Below are 15138 nucleotides of genomic sequence, written 5' to 3'. Positions count from 1 at the left end.
ATGTGTTAATTTACTTGTAATACAATCTCAGCTCTGGCATCAAATTTACCACCGGTGGGTCTTTTACTTGTCTTGCCAGGTGACGCTAATGTCGCCGTCCATTTAAACTGCGCAGGGACTTTATCGTTGCTTGTTACTTTTCTCAAACTTGAACCATCCACGGCAATACTGGCTCCTTCATTATCTCTTATTTGAATTCTCAGACGATCCGTATATCCTCCGGCATCGGTGACAGTAATATATTTACCATCAGGGGTACGGGCGTCCGCAATGATTGAAGCAAAGACAGAATAGCTTCCATAGTCAGTCCTGCAGTTCATTTCAAAGTCGAGGGGACGTTCAACCCCTGAATCCGCCAGGGCTGGTGTGACAGTATTAAAATCGATGTTTTTTGTGCTCTCAAAAGTACAGGCCGGTGTACTATTGAGTGTAATTTTTCCTATATTAAGTTTTTGTGCATAATTCGACATTGCATTGACACCAACATAATTATAGGCGGAATCACCGCCATCAAAGACAACATTTTCTTTATTAGGCATCAAACGAATCACTTCTGCCGTTTTAAAAAACTCAACTACGAAATAAGAATTAGCAAAATAGACTATGCGACTTAACTGCATAGGGAGATTACCGGCATAAGGGATGTCTTTTTTAACAGTGCCATTATCCCACCGAATTTTCATACTCACACCAGGAATATTGGTAGAGTACATATTATTTCCATCCGGAGTAGGAAGACCGTAAGGCATTCCTCCATAAGAGATGCCAGGCGTACAGTTGATATAGGTCACAGCGTGTCCCGCCAGGGGGGAAGTGATCGTAGCGAATGGCATGGCGGTATCGACGGGCTTATCGGCACTGATACTCAAAACCTGCGCAGGGAGAATAAACGTAACGGGGGGGCCCCTATCTGATTCCCCGGTTGTGTCGAGGGTACATTCAGCCTGCAAAGCGGTACTGACTAACGCACAACATGCCATTAAAATTTTCACTCCAAAAAATTTCATTTATGTGTTCTCGCTGTCAATTTTATTAATGAGTTCTGATGGAAGGATTTTCATTAGCTCAGTGAAACGTTTTCCAACCATGCTTTCTGTTAGTTCCAGTAATAAGATCACTGGACTACTTGGCTCCATACGCGTAAACCACGATCTAATCTCAATTAACTGTGCTAAAGCATCCTGGCGATTTTCTATCTTATGGTTAATTTTCGCTGTTGAAACAGAGCACTTTGCAGACTGCAATGCACCTTTTTGCACTTCACGTGGTGTGGTGCTGGCATCGTCCTGCACTGATTCAAGATGGGTTTCATCGCTTTCAGGTTCAGATAAATCCGCTTCAACAACAGATGACGATTGTGGAAAAAGAGTGAGGAGATGGGTGATAACCGGCAACTCGGGAGCCTCTTCACCGAGGCTGTCCCTCAAGGAGTGCCGGATTGCCAGCAAAGATTTCATCGCACAGTTCAAAGAGATAATCTCTTTATCAGCCTGTTGATGCCACTCCTCTAACATTGCAGAGACCATCGCTTCGGGAAGCGCATCCGGTTCACGAGGAGTGGCGAATGATTTCTCAAAATCCTTTAAGGAAATAACCTGGCCCGCCGCTTTAGGCAATTTGTGATTTCTTAAGTCTGTAATTAACCCCGAAGCATCATCCATTTCTGAAAATGCATTGGCCCGCATGACGGGCTCAAAGTCACCTTCATCAAGCAATAAGGGGTAATACTGTTCAGGATAAATTTCGATGAGGGCTTTTAAGGCTGTGATTCCTTCCTCTACCGCCAGTAAACCGATTTGCCTTAAGCGACAGCGGATCATAATAATAAACAAACGTACATCTTTGCTTTTCTGCATCAAGGCAGCACACTCGCGCTGAACCTCTGACCAATTTACAGGTTCTGCCTGTTCAACAAAATTACCGTATTCAGCACCCTGTTTCGGTTGAATTTTAGACAGCAGAAGAATAAAGGCTGAATCATACTCAAGACTATCGCCACATGGAAATTCATCCGAAACAGGCTGCAAAAATCCACTATAAAATTGACTTAGTTCAGTGATGATAGTATCAGACACAGGCTCCCTCCTAATTAACCTCTGGCATATATGCCCATCCCCGGCATACACGAGATAAAAACCACAGACCATCTAGCTGTGGCAATAAATTTCCGGTTCAAAGCTCATGCCAGAAACCGGTTCTATGTTATTCAGTCTTTCGAGCCAGGTCGCATAGCCAAGCTGATGTGTACCATTTAGCGTTGCATGAGGAACCTCTTCTGCAGCCAAAACCAGCTGTATATCCCATGCATACTCATACCCAACAAAGTTTTTTACCCACTCCTGCAAGACTGGAAGATCATCTCCCCAGGGACTGAACTGCATATATTCTTTAAGAGTTAGAGGGCCTAAAATGAGTTTGAACTTGTGCTGACAATCTCTCACGGTATTGCCTAGAATAGCCCCGTCGCCAAGCAGCATCGCACAGGCATCATCGCCTAAAATAGTTTGATCGCACTTATCCAGACGTATCCACTGTTCTGCAAACTCCTCCATTCGCACAGGTACCTGAAAATAATAATGTAAAGCGCCAATGATCCCTTCCGGATTACGGGATTCACGAATCAGGTGAGAAGATGATGCTAATCGAGCGTGTGGCGGTAAGTGAGAATGTTCAAGTTCTTGTGCATCAATACCGATTAGGCTTCCGATATAAAATGAAAATCTCTCATCATATTTACGGTCAAGAGAGGCCGTATCCTGCGATAAAAACCACGCACGATACAACAACGATAATGCGCGATGATGAAATATATTAACAAAATCAATCAGCGTATTATCGTAAGCTTCTGATCGAGAATAGGCCAACTCAGAAAAATGCAGCGGCATCGCCCCCTGAGGGCCCCATATTCCTAAACCAAATAGCTCAAGGTTAACCTTGCCGTTCTCCATTGAAATAGCCGATATTTCACGCGGAGCAAAAGCCATATTAGCACACTGCCCGACCCGGAAAGCCTCCTGCACAGGAAGTTTAGCCCTGCCAATCGGTGGCATATCAGTCGTCTTTGCCGCTATTGCACGCATTAAGCTAATGTAGCCCGCATTCCAGGGTTCATCCTGCTTGAACCACGTGTCTAGCTCGGAGGCTGTTGGTTGAATATGCGAATTGTCTTTCATATTCACAGTGCTCCACGCCTTCCAGGCCGCGCTCCCCAGCGTGCAATAAGCCCTCTCTGCATTGAGTGTAATTCTGTCTCAGTAAAAATATTTATCGCAGCATGGCGAGCCAGATAGTTTTCCATGATAAGGCCAAATAAGTATGGACTAATGCCCGAAAATCCCTCTTCATCTACCGTTAAGGTACAGCGAACTCCCCGACCGTAAACCAGCAGGCCATCTCCTGGAATACGCCGAATGACAGGTTCACTTTTGCATCCCACAAGACTGTTAACCTGAGCGATCGACTCCTGATCCGCACCATTGAGGAAGAGGCTAAGCATATTACGCAGCGATTCCCCACCTAACCCATGGTCCATATCCGAGAGTGGAAGGTAATTAAAACTTAGTTGACGAATTAACCGCCATGATGCTTCTCCCAAGGCAAATGCCGCACGCGGAGTACTGGGTTGGCAGACAAACGTTGCACCATGAACAGGAACTGAACCTGGCATTGTCAGATCGAAGCTACCACTTGCCTTGATAAGGCGAGGAAGATCCCGATTAGTCACCATCGCATCAATAGACAGATACCTGATATCATCGCTAAAAGGCGCCTCATTCTGATCGACCAGTGAAACGAATACTTCAGTGCTCACATAGGGGATCCGAGTATCATATTTTCGGGTATTTCTATCCTTGACTCTGGCTTCTCTACGAATAGAAAAATAGCGCCCAAAGTTTCCATCATCAGAATGTCGGGTATGGTACAGGGGTTTAAAAACAACCTCATCACTGCTTTCAGCTTTCTGCCCCAATAGCCGATTTACTGAGAAAACTTCATAGTCTAAAGGCCTGCTCCGGTCAGGAACAACATGGAAACTATTCAGTGCCCTGTTAACTTCGATTCTATCAACTAACTTAGGAAACAGATTGATAACCGGGGTGCAGTGCAGAAGAAACCGGGATGCGTCAATATGGCCGATTAAATTTTGTGGCAATCGGTCAAGTAAAATAATGAGTTCAGCCTCATTGGAGTTGTTTTTTTTCAGACTATTTGCCAGATGATTTAACGTGAAAAAATAAAATCGCTGACGACAGGAGAAATACTCCTGGATGAGGTTATGGCCGTGGAACATGTTCCATGAAAGCGGCAAAACGCTTTGTTCCGGTTTTAGCCCCTCGAAGGTAAGTGGTTTTTCACTGACAACGACATCTTCTACCTTAGTCTCACCTGATGCATCACCTGCGCGCACAACCATAGCCACATGGCTGGTATGTAATAGTTCAAAAATATGTGAGACGATCCTTTCATCACCATCAATATAAAAAGGTAACTGGTCGAGACCTTCTAGCTGTGAGAATACGATATCCCCCTGTAATTTTAGCTTGATGCGTAACGCACCTTTGAGTCGGGAATTAGATATGCGATATCGCTCCAGATTGGGGAGATCAGGAGGAATAGAGGTCAGGCGTGCGTCAATAATTTCAACCGGCCAAAGTGTGAGATCCTGTCCGTTGCGAAACTCACAACGGGTAGCCTCGCCCGGTAAAATCCTGGTATGAAAAGTGCTATTTTGGGGAACTAAATACCCCTGCATCAAATCACCTTCCTTCAGATTAGGCTGTAATTGCACAACACCGATTGAAGGAGTAGGAGAGTTATAATTTGGATAGACAACATCCAATAACCTTTGAGTAAATTTAGGGAATTCAGCATCCAGTTTTATTTGAGTTCGGGCGGAAAGAAAACAAAATGCCTCAATAAGTCTTTCAACATAAGGATCAGCAACATCTATGCCATGCATTCCCAGGCGGCCAGCAATTTTAGGATGTTTCTCAGCAAACTCACGTGACATTTCTTTCATAAACGTAAGTTCCTGATTATAATAATCAAGAAATTTATGATCCACTGACATTTCTCACTAGATTTGTATCAGCCACTCTTATTAGCGAATAATGATTTTTCGCTAGCTATTTTCCACTAATGATGAAAATCGACCCTTTTTATATTTTTAAGGTTCTAATTCATCTATATAGACGAAAGAACATAACATAAAAAAAGAAAAACAAAACTACAAAAATTGTCCAAAAAATGACTTTAGGAATATTGACCGATTCATATTCCTAAATCAAATTCAGACAAGAAGTTTATCTTCAGTTGCCATATTGAAATTTAGTACTCTTGAGAAACAGATGAAGTTAATTTTATCAGCTTCTTCTTCATTAGGATTAAGGGATGAATTAGTGGCTATCACAAGAAAAAACTTATTTGGAAAACTTAACAATTCGTTGTTTAAAAGCATTGAAAGTGCGACAACTTATTGTAAACTTCGCGGCAATCCATATGTCGAAATAACCCATTGGCTCAACCAGTTATGGCAGCAAGAAGACAGTGATCTGAAAAGTATTTTCAGGCATTTTGAACTTGATGCTGCCACCCTGGAGCGGAATCTTTCTGAAGCAATCATCAGATTACCTACAGGTGCCAGTACTATTTCTGATTTTTCATATCACATTGAGCTCGCCATTGAGCGTGCATGGATTTATGCAAGTCTGGAATGCTACGCCAGTCGTATCAGAAGCGGTCACCTATTGATTGCGATGCTGACGACGATGGAATTGCGGCGTGTATTATCCGCGATCTCTCCAGTATTCGACAATGTTCAACTTGATGTATTAACTAAAGATTTTAACTACATTACGCGTTCATCTACTGAAGCAAATGAGTCAGAAGATGATGTACAACATGATAGCGATCTGCCGGGTCAAGCCAGCAATGCTATCAATACAAATGAGAACTCAGCGTCTCTAAGGCAATACTCTACAGATCTTACTGCATTAGCACGTGAGGGGAAAATTGATCCCGTGCTGGGTAGAGACCATGAGATCAATACCATGGTCGATATACTGCTGCGCAGACGCCAAAATAACCCGCTATTAACCGGTGAAGCTGGCGTAGGTAAGACAGCAGTAGTGGAAGGATTAGCCCAGGCGATTGTTGCTGGTAAAGTTCCACCTTCACTTTCTAAAGTCCGCCTGTTATCTCTGGATATCGTTGCTCTCTCTGCGGGTGCCAGTATGAAAGGCGAGTTTGAAGCACGCCTGAAATCCGTGCTAGATGAAGCCATTGGATCACCCCAACCCGTTATTCTCTTTATTGATGAAGTCCATACGCTTATTGGTGCAGGAGGCAATGCAGGAACAGGCGATGCAGCTAACTTGCTTAAGCCCGCTCTTGCCCGTGGCCAGCTTCGTACGATTGGTGCAACCACCTGGAGTGAATTTAAACGACACATTGAGAAAGACCCTGCGTTAACGCGACGTTTTCAAGTATTGCAAGTCGAGGAGCCTGATGAAGATACCGCTACGTCAATGTTACGTGGTCTGGTTCCTATGCTCGAAAAGCACCATAAAGTCTGGATAATGGACGAAGCACTACAGGCCGCAGTGCGACTTTCTCATCGTTACATTCCCGCCCGTCAGTTGCCTGATAAAGCGATCAGTTTGCTGGATACGGCGTGCGCACGTGTTGCAGTCATGCAATATGCACCGCCAGCTGAGCTTCTGCTCAGAAACTTCCAGGCAGAAACAGCCCAAACTGAGCTATCACTCGCAGAGAAAGCACTTGCGTTCGGTAAAGAGCAACGTCAGCGCATTGATGAGTTACAGCAAGATATTACGCAATACGAAGAGCAGGCACAGGTTCTTTCTTCACGTTGGGAGCAGGAAAGAACACTGGTTGCTGACATCGTCGCAACCCGAGAAGAGCTCAATACACTGATCCAGCAAGAATCATCATCAGAAGAGATCAGCCTTGCCCAGAAGAAACTTGGCGCACTGGAAACAAAGCTCAAAAAGAGCCGACAGGAACATCCGCTGGTCCAGGCTGAGGTTAACGCCGAAGTCATAGCCAGTATTGTTGCTAACTGGACAGGTATACCCGTCGGCCAGATGATGAAGGATGATATTCGGACTGTACTGGAGTTGCCATCACGTCTTGAGGAAAGAGTGACAGGCCAGCCTCATGCTTTAGATTTGGTAAGTCAGAGTATTCAGGCCTCCCGATCAGGTTTAGCCGATCCCGGAAAACCTATTGGTGTGTTTATGCTTGTGGGACCATCTGGTGTAGGAAAGACAGAAACTGCACTGGCACTGGCTGAGCAACTGTATGGCGGTGAGCAGAATCTCATCACTATCAATATGAGTGAATATCAAGAAGCCCACACCGTTTCTTCGCTAAAGGGATCGCCCCCAGGTTATGTTGGATACGGTGAAGGTGGTGTCTTAACGGAAGCCGTACGCCGGAAACCCTACAGCGTCATATTGCTGGATGAAATTGAGAAAGCGCATCCAGATGTTCATGAGCTGTTTTTCCAGGTGTTTGATAAAGGCTGGATGGAGGATGGTGAAGGGCGCCACATAAATTTCAAAAATACTATTTTACTGTTAACGAGTAATGCGGGTAGTGAAGTCATAAGCAGTGTCTATGCGGATATTGATACGGCCCCAGACATAAATGGCTTAAGAAAATTATTACAACCAGAGCTATTAAAAATATTCCCAGCGGCATTTTTAGGGCGTGTCAGTGTTGTTCCCTACTTACCATTACAACATTCTACACTTGAGCATATTGTAAGAGTTCATTTGGATAGAATCGGAAAACGTTTACATGAACAACATCATGCGTCGCTTCAGTATGATCATCAGTTGGTGAAGTTCGTTGTAGAACAGTGTCCTGTCGCAGAAACAGGTGCACGTATGTTAATTCGTTTTATTGAGCAAAACATCATGCCAGAGATGGCACGTAAAATACTCAGCAGTGAAAATGGTGTTGATGGGAAAAATATCAACTTAAGCATAAATGCGGATAAGGAAATAACCATACTATTCCCAGAAAAGGAGATTTTACAAAAAGGAAAAGTCAAAAGGGCAAGCAGCACAATAGTTTAAGTACAAAAACATTATCACTAGGATTATAGAGATTATATATCATGGAAAAGATGAAGATTTATGCAACCGTTCTGGCACTCAGCCTCACAGCTTCTTACTCTTATGCTGAAGATCTAGGGGTCGGCCAAGGTAAAGTGACATTCAACGGAAAACTGATTACTGAAACCTGTCAGCTTGTAGATGGCATGGACGATATTATCGTTCCCCTGCCAACATTATCGATAAAAACGCTCGCTACTGCGGGTGCCACAGCAGGTAGTAAAGTTTTTGAGATCAAGGTGAAAGATTGCCCTACTGAAATAACAAAGGTTGCAGCACACTTTGAAGCCATTGGCAGCACTGGCGTGGATTCAAAAACAGGCAACCTGGAAAATAAGGCAGTGACTGTAGGCGAAGATAAACCGGCAACAGGTGTTCAAATCCGTCTGTATAACTCTGATGCAGAGCAGAATCAGCTGTTATTGGGTGATACGGGTGCATCATTTGATGTTCAGGAAGGAGGAACAGCAACAATGCGCTATTATGGTGGTTATTATGCGACTGCTGCAACAACCCCAGGTCTTGTTACCGCTACAGCCCTGTATACCCTGAGTTACCCATAAAACCCCTGAATACTTGGGCGGGTAATTAATCCGTGATTATTCATTAATCACGGATTAGGAATTGAGTGAGTCAGATAATACGAAATGCAACAGTTATCTGGCTCCTCTGCTGCTTTATGCTCTCCTTTTCATATTAAGATGATAATGCAATGATCTATAAAACACTCATAGCGGCAGTTACTTCTATTACATTGTCAGCAAGCTCGATGGCAGCGATGACCATCGCGGGGACGCGTGTTATTTTCCCCGGTAGTGAACAAGAAGTCACAGTAAGAACAACGAATAAAGGAGATAAACCTACTTTAGTTCAGGTTTGGGTTGATGATGGACGTTCTGATGCTGATGTCAACACAATGAAGGTACCATTCATTATTACTCCCCCGGTGTATCGCGTAGAGCCAGGTAAAGGACAAAGCCTACGACTGATCTATAACAACATGGTATTGCCAACAGACAGAGAATCTGTTTTCTGGTTAAACATGCTGGAAATCCCCCCCGTCTATAAAGGTCCAGCGAAAGACAGATTAGAACTGGCTTTCAGAACAAGAATAAAAATATTCTATCGTCCTAAATCTTTGGACAAAGCGACGAGTAAGCTGGGAGCGAAAGACCTGAAGTGGACGGTAGTAAAACAAGAAAAAAAGGTGAAGGTCAACAACCCTACTCCTTATTACTATTCTTTTGACACCATGACGCTCTTTTCTGGTGCACAAAAAGTGAAAGTGAATGCAGAAATGGTCGCGCCATTTTCAACATCAGAGTTTGTTTTTTCAAAAAATTCACCGGCAATTACGAATCTTACTGGTGGCGAATTTAGTTTACTGAATGATTACGGGGCAGCTGTGATTGGTAAACTGAAGGCAAAAGGAGATGAATTAACGCTCGAAAGTATGAAGTAGAAAGCATTTCATCTAAAGATTCTCATTGGAAAAAGGAGCTTACCAATTGAGCAATTTAATATCGAAAAGAGGCATAGCACAGAAAAAAATTAACAACATCAGCATTCGAATTTTCAGTGCATGTAAACTAGTCGCAGGCATGGTTTGCTCAGTTGCTGTCGCACAAGATGGCGGAGAGACAAAAATAGCCAATGGCGAAAGTGATCCAATAAAAGTTGATTATAACCCGATGTTCATCCACGGTTCAGAGGTGGACGTTTCACGTTTCAGTGAAGGTAACAGAATTGAACCTGGTGTTTATAGTATTTTCATAGTGGTTAACAAAACTCATCGTATAAAATATGACGTCACCTTTAAAAATTCCAAAGACAATCCCAACTCTCAGCCGTACTTTACACTTCAGGATCTAAAAAACCTTGGGATAAAACTGAACTCAGAAAACAAGCTGCATCTACAAACTGATGAAAAACAACAAGATGCCAGTTTCACATTAAAAAGTATCATTGAAGATAGTTCGGTGCATTATAATGCCGGAGATTATGAGTTAAATATCACCGTACCTCAGATAAATATTATTTATCGCCCACGAGGTTATATTGATCCCAGTACATGGGATGCTGGCGTTCCTGCTATTTTCCTTGATTACAATGCAAATATGTATCGCAGTTATACTGGCTCAAAGTACGGAACAAGGAGTAATAACATTGTATACACGGGTAATATTGGCATGCAGACAGGATTTAATGCTAAAGGATGGCGCTTCAGAAAACGTCTGAACTTGGGTATGTCCAGTCGTGGGAGTTCGCACACACAGAATTTATTTGGTTTTGCTCAAACGGACATCATTAGGTTACAAAGCAGCCTCACGATTGGTGATAGTAATACCAGAGGAGATATCTTCGATAGTTATAATATTCGAGGCATTATCTTACAATCAGATGAACGTATGTTGCCGGAAGGATTAAGAAACTATGTTCCTGTATTGAGAGGCGTGGCAGAAACAAATGCTAAAGTCACCATTACACAGCGTGGGCAGACAGTATATCAAACTGTCGTTCCACCTGGACCGTTTGAGCTTACTGATGTTGGGGCAATGGGATATGGTGGCGACCTCGAGATGACGGTAACAGAAGCCGATGGTCGGGTCAGAAGTCAAAGCATTCCCTTCTCGGCACCACCTATGCTACTACATCAGGGTGTATCTTTGTTTAGTGTCAATGCAGGGGAGCTCAGAGAAGATAAATTAAGAACGAAACCGAAAGTGATGCAGGGTGTCTACCAGTACGGTGTGGGCAATATGTACACACTTTATGGTGGTGGACAGTTTGCGCAGCGTTTCTATTCAATGGCTCTGGGTAACGCATTTAACACGCCGATTGGTGGATTATCGCTGGATGTCACACACGCAAAAAGCCAATTATCTGAAAATAAAAATAAAACTGGTAATAGTTTTAGAGTGGGTTTTAGTCGATATTTAGAAACAACAAATACAGATCTCACCCTTGCTGCCTATAAGTACTCAACGGCAGGATATTATACGTTTAGAGAAGCAAGCCTTGAGCGCTACGCTCATAGCACTAACCAAGAATCAGATTATCGGGCTAAACAACGCCTGACACTGACTATTGGCCAGCGTTTATGGAATGATGCTTATCTAAACTTCACTGGCAGCATGTATCAATACTGGGACAATAGGCCCGGAACCAGACAATACTCTCTTACCTATAATAAGTCTGAAAGATACTTTTCTTACTCACTTACGGGTATGAGAACGATGAATAGTAACCGTAGAAATGAGAACACGTATATGTTGTCTTTCAACATACCACTTGGCCAGAGTATCAGCAGCCAGCCAGTATTTAACTCAATATATACCACTCTGACGCATGATGAGGGTGGAGGATCCTCTCTGCAGGTCAATGCCAATGGTAGCCAGGGTGAAATGAATGAGCTGAACTATGGGATTGGAACAACAACGACGAAAAATCATAACGAAGGGACTAAGGAAACAGTCTCTGGTAATGCTTTCTATCGTTCTCCTGTAGGAAACCTCGGCCTGACAGCATCGGCTGATAATAAATCAACCAATCAGGTTTCTTTCTCTGCTAACGGTAGTGTGATCGGTCATCAGGGTGGCATTACGGCTGGCCCGCCTATAGGTGATTCTCCTTTTGCTATCATCAACGCCCCAGGAGGAAGGGGGGCTAAAATACTAAACGGCTATGGTTCTAAAGTTGACTCAAATGGATATGCCATCATGCCTTCATTAACCGCATATCGGGAAAACACAGTTTCTATAGATACCAGAGGACTTCCAGCTACGGTTGATGTGCTAGAAAGTGAAAGCACGGTTGTACCAAGAGCAGGCTCAGCCATTTTGGTTAATATGAAGACAATTGTTGGCACGCCTTACATACTTATAGTGAAGCGTTCTGATAACAGTTACCTTCCAATAGGAACCGAATTGTTCAATGAGAATGGCGTAAGCCAGGGAATTATTGGTCAAAGTGGAATGGCATTTATTCGCGGCTGGGATCCAACGATAAATACACTTAATGCAAAATGGGATGAAGGCCGAAGTGTGTGCCGTATTCTTCCTAACAAGAAATGGATTGCACCATCCGACAAAGGTAACAATCAGATAGTTACCATGGAGGTAAAATGCATAATTTAAATAACCGCCCCCCATTTTTGAGTAAAATCCTATATTCAGGAATGCTGTTAGTGGTTATAGTAACAGTCAGCCAAAATATTGTAGCTGCTCAAGACTGTAAGAACTGCACAGTCGATGTTTCATTTACTGGAATATACAATGATGAAACATGCGAAATTGTTATCAATGGCAAAGAAAACACAGACATTGTTGAATTACCAGTGATATCGACTCAAAGCCTTAAAGTACCAGGAAGTGAAGCCGGCAGTGGCTCATTTGATATTGGTCTAAAAAACTGCCCGGCGAATAGAAATATAATTTTAAAATTTGTCAGTAACACATCACAAGCAGACCCATTAACTGGAAATTTATTAAATACATTAGGTGATGGATATAGCAAAAACACACAAATAAGACTCCGAAAAGAAGACGGAACACAAATTAGCATTGATGACCAGGTCAGCGCACAGAACTACTATATTTCTGAATCAGGCGATATGGTAACGCATGACTATATTGCAAACTATTACTCAAGTGGTAAAACAGGTGCAACTCCCGGTTTAGTAAAAACCACGGCGGGAATAGAGCTTTTTTATAAATAAAAGCGTTAATGACACCAAACAGCGTCCAAAAAACAACTTTACAACCAGATAAATTATAGATAAATATCACTCTCGATATTAATCTATATGCTCATGGAACTTATTAAAAAGGAGTAGTAATGGCGATCAATAAGAGCAGTGCGCAGAAGTTCATTGCCAGAAACCGGGCACCTAGAGTCCAGATAGAATATGATGTTGAAATTTACGGAAGTGAAAAAAAAATCGAGCTGCCTTTTGTTATGGGCGTGCTGGCTGATTTATCTGGAACACCTTTAGAACCACTTCCCGCGGTTGTTGACCGAAAGTTTCTTAGTATTGACATTGATAACTTCGATGAACGAATGAAAGCAATGAAGCCTCGGGTTGCATTTGCTGTACCTAATACGTTAACCGGAGAAGGTATGTTAATGATTGATATGACCTTCGAAAGCATTCACGACTTTTCACCCGATGCTATTGCAACAAAAGTTGATTCTTTATCTCAGTTACTTGAAGCAAGAACACAACTGGCTAACTTACAAACTTACATGGATGGTAAAGCAGGGGCTGAGAGCCTGGTCACTCAAGTGCTGAAGGATAAAGCATTACTCAATACACTGGCCAGTGAAGCAAGACCGACCCCGCCAGATACCAATGCTTCTGAGAACGACTGATTATTGTAGAGGGAACTATGTCAACTCAAACTGTAAAAAATGAAAAGCCGGCTGTAGCGACAACCTCCTATAGCGACTTCAATACTCTTTTGACAAAAGAATTTAAGCCTAAATCTGAACAGGCGAAATCTGCTGTTGCATCAGCAGTCAAAACATTGGCTGAACAAGCGCTGGCGAACTCTCTGACAATTGCTGATGACGCATATAAGAATATTGCTGTCTACATCGCTGAAATTGACAGAAAGCTCTCAGAGCAGATCAACCTGATTCTTCATCATGAAAAGTTCCAGTCGCTGGAAAGCGCGTGGCGTGGACTGCATTATCTTGTCAATAATACTGAAACAGATGAAAAGCTGAAACTTCGTTTTATGGATATATCTAAAAACGAACTGAGGCGTAACCTGAAAAGATATAAGGGAATTGCCTGGGATCAGAGTCCTTTGTTTAAACAGGTTTATGAAGAGGAATACGGTCAGCTGGGTGGTGAGCCTTATGGTTGTCTGGTTGCGGACTACTATTTTGATCATACGGCACCCGATGTTGATCTGCTGGCATCAATTGCTAAGATTTCTGCTTCAGCTCACTCCCCATTCATCACGGGTGCTGCCCCATCGGTGCTGCAAATGGAGTCATGGCAAGAACTCGCCAACCCGCGTGATTTGACGAAAATTTTCACGCAAAACCTGGAATACGCAGCATGGAATTCACTACGTAATTCTGAAGACTCACGCTACATCGGCCTCGCAATGCCTCGATTCCTGTCACGTCTCCCTTACGGAATTCGCACAAATCCGGTAGATGCTTTTGACTTTGAGGAAACAACGGACGGAGCTGATCATAGCAAATATACGTGGTCGAACGCAGCTTACGCCATGGCAGTCAATATTAACCGTTCATTTAAACACTACGGATGGTGCACCTTGATTCGCGGCGTTGAGAGTGGCGGTGTAGTGGAAGATCTTCCGTGTCATACTTTCCCTACAGATGACGGCGGCATCGACATGAAATGCCCTACGGAGATTGCGATTTCCGATCGCAGGGAATCTGAACTGGCTAAAAATGGTTTCATTCCATTAATTCATCGTAAAAATACAGATTATGCGGCTTTCATTGGAGCCCAATCACTGCAGAAACCTGCTGAATATTACGATCCAGATGCAACCGCGAACGCTAATCTTTCAGCACGACTTCCTTATATGTTTGCCTGTTCACGCTTCGCGCATTACCTCAAATGTATTGTCCGCGACAAAATTGGTACATTTAAAGAACGTGATGATATGCAGAGTTGGTTGAACGACTGGATAATGAACTACGTCGATGGCGATCCAAATAACTCGTCGATGGATACCAAAGCGCGTCGTCCATTAGCAGCAGCTGAGGTTGTTGTAGAAGATGTTGAAGGAAATCCAGGGTTTTATCAGGCAAAATTCTTCCTGCGCCCTCATTTCCAACTTGAAGGTCTGACTGTGTCTTTACGTATGGTTGCTAAACTACCTTCACTTAAAGGCTCTAACTGATAAAGCCTAAAATAATAAAATTGCATTCGGATTTATCAAATAAACCACAATATAAAAAAAATTAAATTTTCCTAAAGTAGGAAATGCAGCTGTCGCACTTGTTGTGG

At 43.0% G+C, this 15138-nt stretch carries 11 protein-coding genes; 7 read left to right on the top strand and 4 right to left on the bottom strand.

Features of this window, described 5'->3' with window-relative positions:
* Window positions 1–5: 5 nt before the first annotated feature.
* The 4 genes from LJN55_RS00910 to tssF form a co-directional block, all read right to left on the bottom strand.
* The gene (locus LJN55_RS00910; protein WP_159337700.1) at window positions 6–1007 is read right to left on the bottom strand and encodes a fimbrial protein; all 1002 of its coding nucleotides are present in this window, start codon (window positions 1005–1007) and stop codon (window positions 6–8) included.
* Entirely contained in the window at window positions 1008–2075 is a 1068-nt protein-coding gene (locus LJN55_RS00905; protein ID WP_227535501.1) for a type VI secretion system protein TssA, read from the bottom strand.
* 72 nt (window positions 2076–2147) lie between these two features.
* Entirely contained in the window at window positions 2148–3173 is a 1026-nt protein-coding gene (tssG, locus tag LJN55_RS00900; protein WP_227536441.1) for a type VI secretion system baseplate subunit TssG, read from the bottom strand.
* Between the two features lie 2 nt (window positions 3174–3175).
* Window positions 3176–5065, bottom strand: coding sequence for a type VI secretion system baseplate subunit TssF (tssF, locus tag LJN55_RS00895; RefSeq protein ID WP_227535500.1), 1890 nt, complete (start codon window positions 5063–5065; stop codon window positions 3176–3178).
* Between the two features lie 334 nt (window positions 5066–5399).
* Between tssF and tssH the strand changes: the two genes are divergently transcribed.
* The 7 genes from tssH (at window position 5400) to tssC (ending at window position 15031) form a co-directional block, all read left to right on the top strand.
* A complete protein-coding gene (gene tssH / locus LJN55_RS00890; protein WP_227536440.1) occupies window positions 5400–8105 on the top strand; it encodes a type VI secretion system ATPase TssH in 2706 nt (901 codons plus the stop codon).
* A 41-nt stretch (window positions 8106–8146) separates the two neighbouring features.
* A complete protein-coding gene (locus tag LJN55_RS00885) occupies window positions 8147–8707 on the top strand; it encodes a fimbrial protein (RefSeq protein ID WP_133844499.1) in 561 nt (186 codons plus the stop codon).
* 149 nt (window positions 8708–8856) lie between these two features.
* Window positions 8857–9606: a fimbria/pilus periplasmic chaperone gene (locus tag LJN55_RS00880; protein ID WP_227535499.1), complete on the top strand. Its 750-nt coding sequence runs from the start codon at window positions 8857–8859 to the stop codon at window positions 9604–9606.
* 46 nt (window positions 9607–9652) lie between these two features.
* The gene (locus tag LJN55_RS00875; RefSeq protein ID WP_227535498.1) at window positions 9653–12280 is read left to right on the top strand and encodes a fimbria/pilus outer membrane usher protein; all 2628 of its coding nucleotides are present in this window, start codon (window positions 9653–9655) and stop codon (window positions 12278–12280) included.
* Window positions 12268–12861, top strand: a complete 594-nt coding sequence (locus LJN55_RS00870; protein ID WP_227535496.1) for a fimbrial protein — start codon at window positions 12268–12270, stop codon at window positions 12859–12861. The genes LJN55_RS00875 and LJN55_RS00870 overlap by 13 nt, the downstream gene beginning before the upstream one ends.
* Before the next feature lie 119 nt (window positions 12862–12980).
* On the top strand, window positions 12981–13514 hold the full coding sequence (tssB, locus tag LJN55_RS00865) for a type VI secretion system contractile sheath small subunit (RefSeq protein ID WP_133844503.1): 534 nt from the start codon (window positions 12981–12983) through the stop codon (window positions 13512–13514).
* A 17-nt stretch (window positions 13515–13531) separates the two neighbouring features.
* Window positions 13532–15031, top strand: coding sequence for a type VI secretion system contractile sheath large subunit (gene tssC / locus LJN55_RS00860; protein WP_227535495.1), 1500 nt, complete (start codon window positions 13532–13534; stop codon window positions 15029–15031).
* Window positions 15032–15138: the final 107 nt, after the last annotated feature.

The sequence above is a fragment of the Erwinia rhapontici genome, from assembly GCF_020683125.1.
Taxonomy (GTDB): Bacteria; Pseudomonadota; Gammaproteobacteria; order Enterobacterales; family Enterobacteriaceae; genus Erwinia; species Erwinia rhapontici.
Note: the sequence above shows the minus strand (reverse complement) of the source record. Positions and strands in the feature narration are given on the sequence as shown.

Bases quoted from the DNA above. Each gene is read 5' to 3' on its own strand.
- tssC (WP_227535495.1), top strand. From the start codon at position 13,532: ATGTCAACTCAAACTGTAAAAAATGAAAAGCCGGCTGTAGCGACAACC.
- LJN55_RS00910 (WP_159337700.1), bottom strand. From the start codon at position 1,007: ATGAAATTTTTTGGAGTGAAAATTTTAATGGCATGTTGTGCGTTAGTC.
- LJN55_RS00885 (WP_133844499.1), top strand. From the start codon at position 8,147: ATGGAAAAGATGAAGATTTATGCAACCGTTCTGGCACTCAGCCTCACA.
- tssG (WP_227536441.1), bottom strand. From the start codon at position 3,173: ATGAAAGACAATTCGCATATTCAACCAACAGCCTCCGAGCTAGACACG.
- LJN55_RS00870 (WP_227535496.1), top strand. From the start codon at position 12,268: ATGCATAATTTAAATAACCGCCCCCCATTTTTGAGTAAAATCCTATAT.
- LJN55_RS00880 (WP_227535499.1), top strand. From the start codon at position 8,857: ATGATCTATAAAACACTCATAGCGGCAGTTACTTCTATTACATTGTCA.
- tssB (WP_133844503.1), top strand. From the start codon at position 12,981: ATGGCGATCAATAAGAGCAGTGCGCAGAAGTTCATTGCCAGAAACCGG.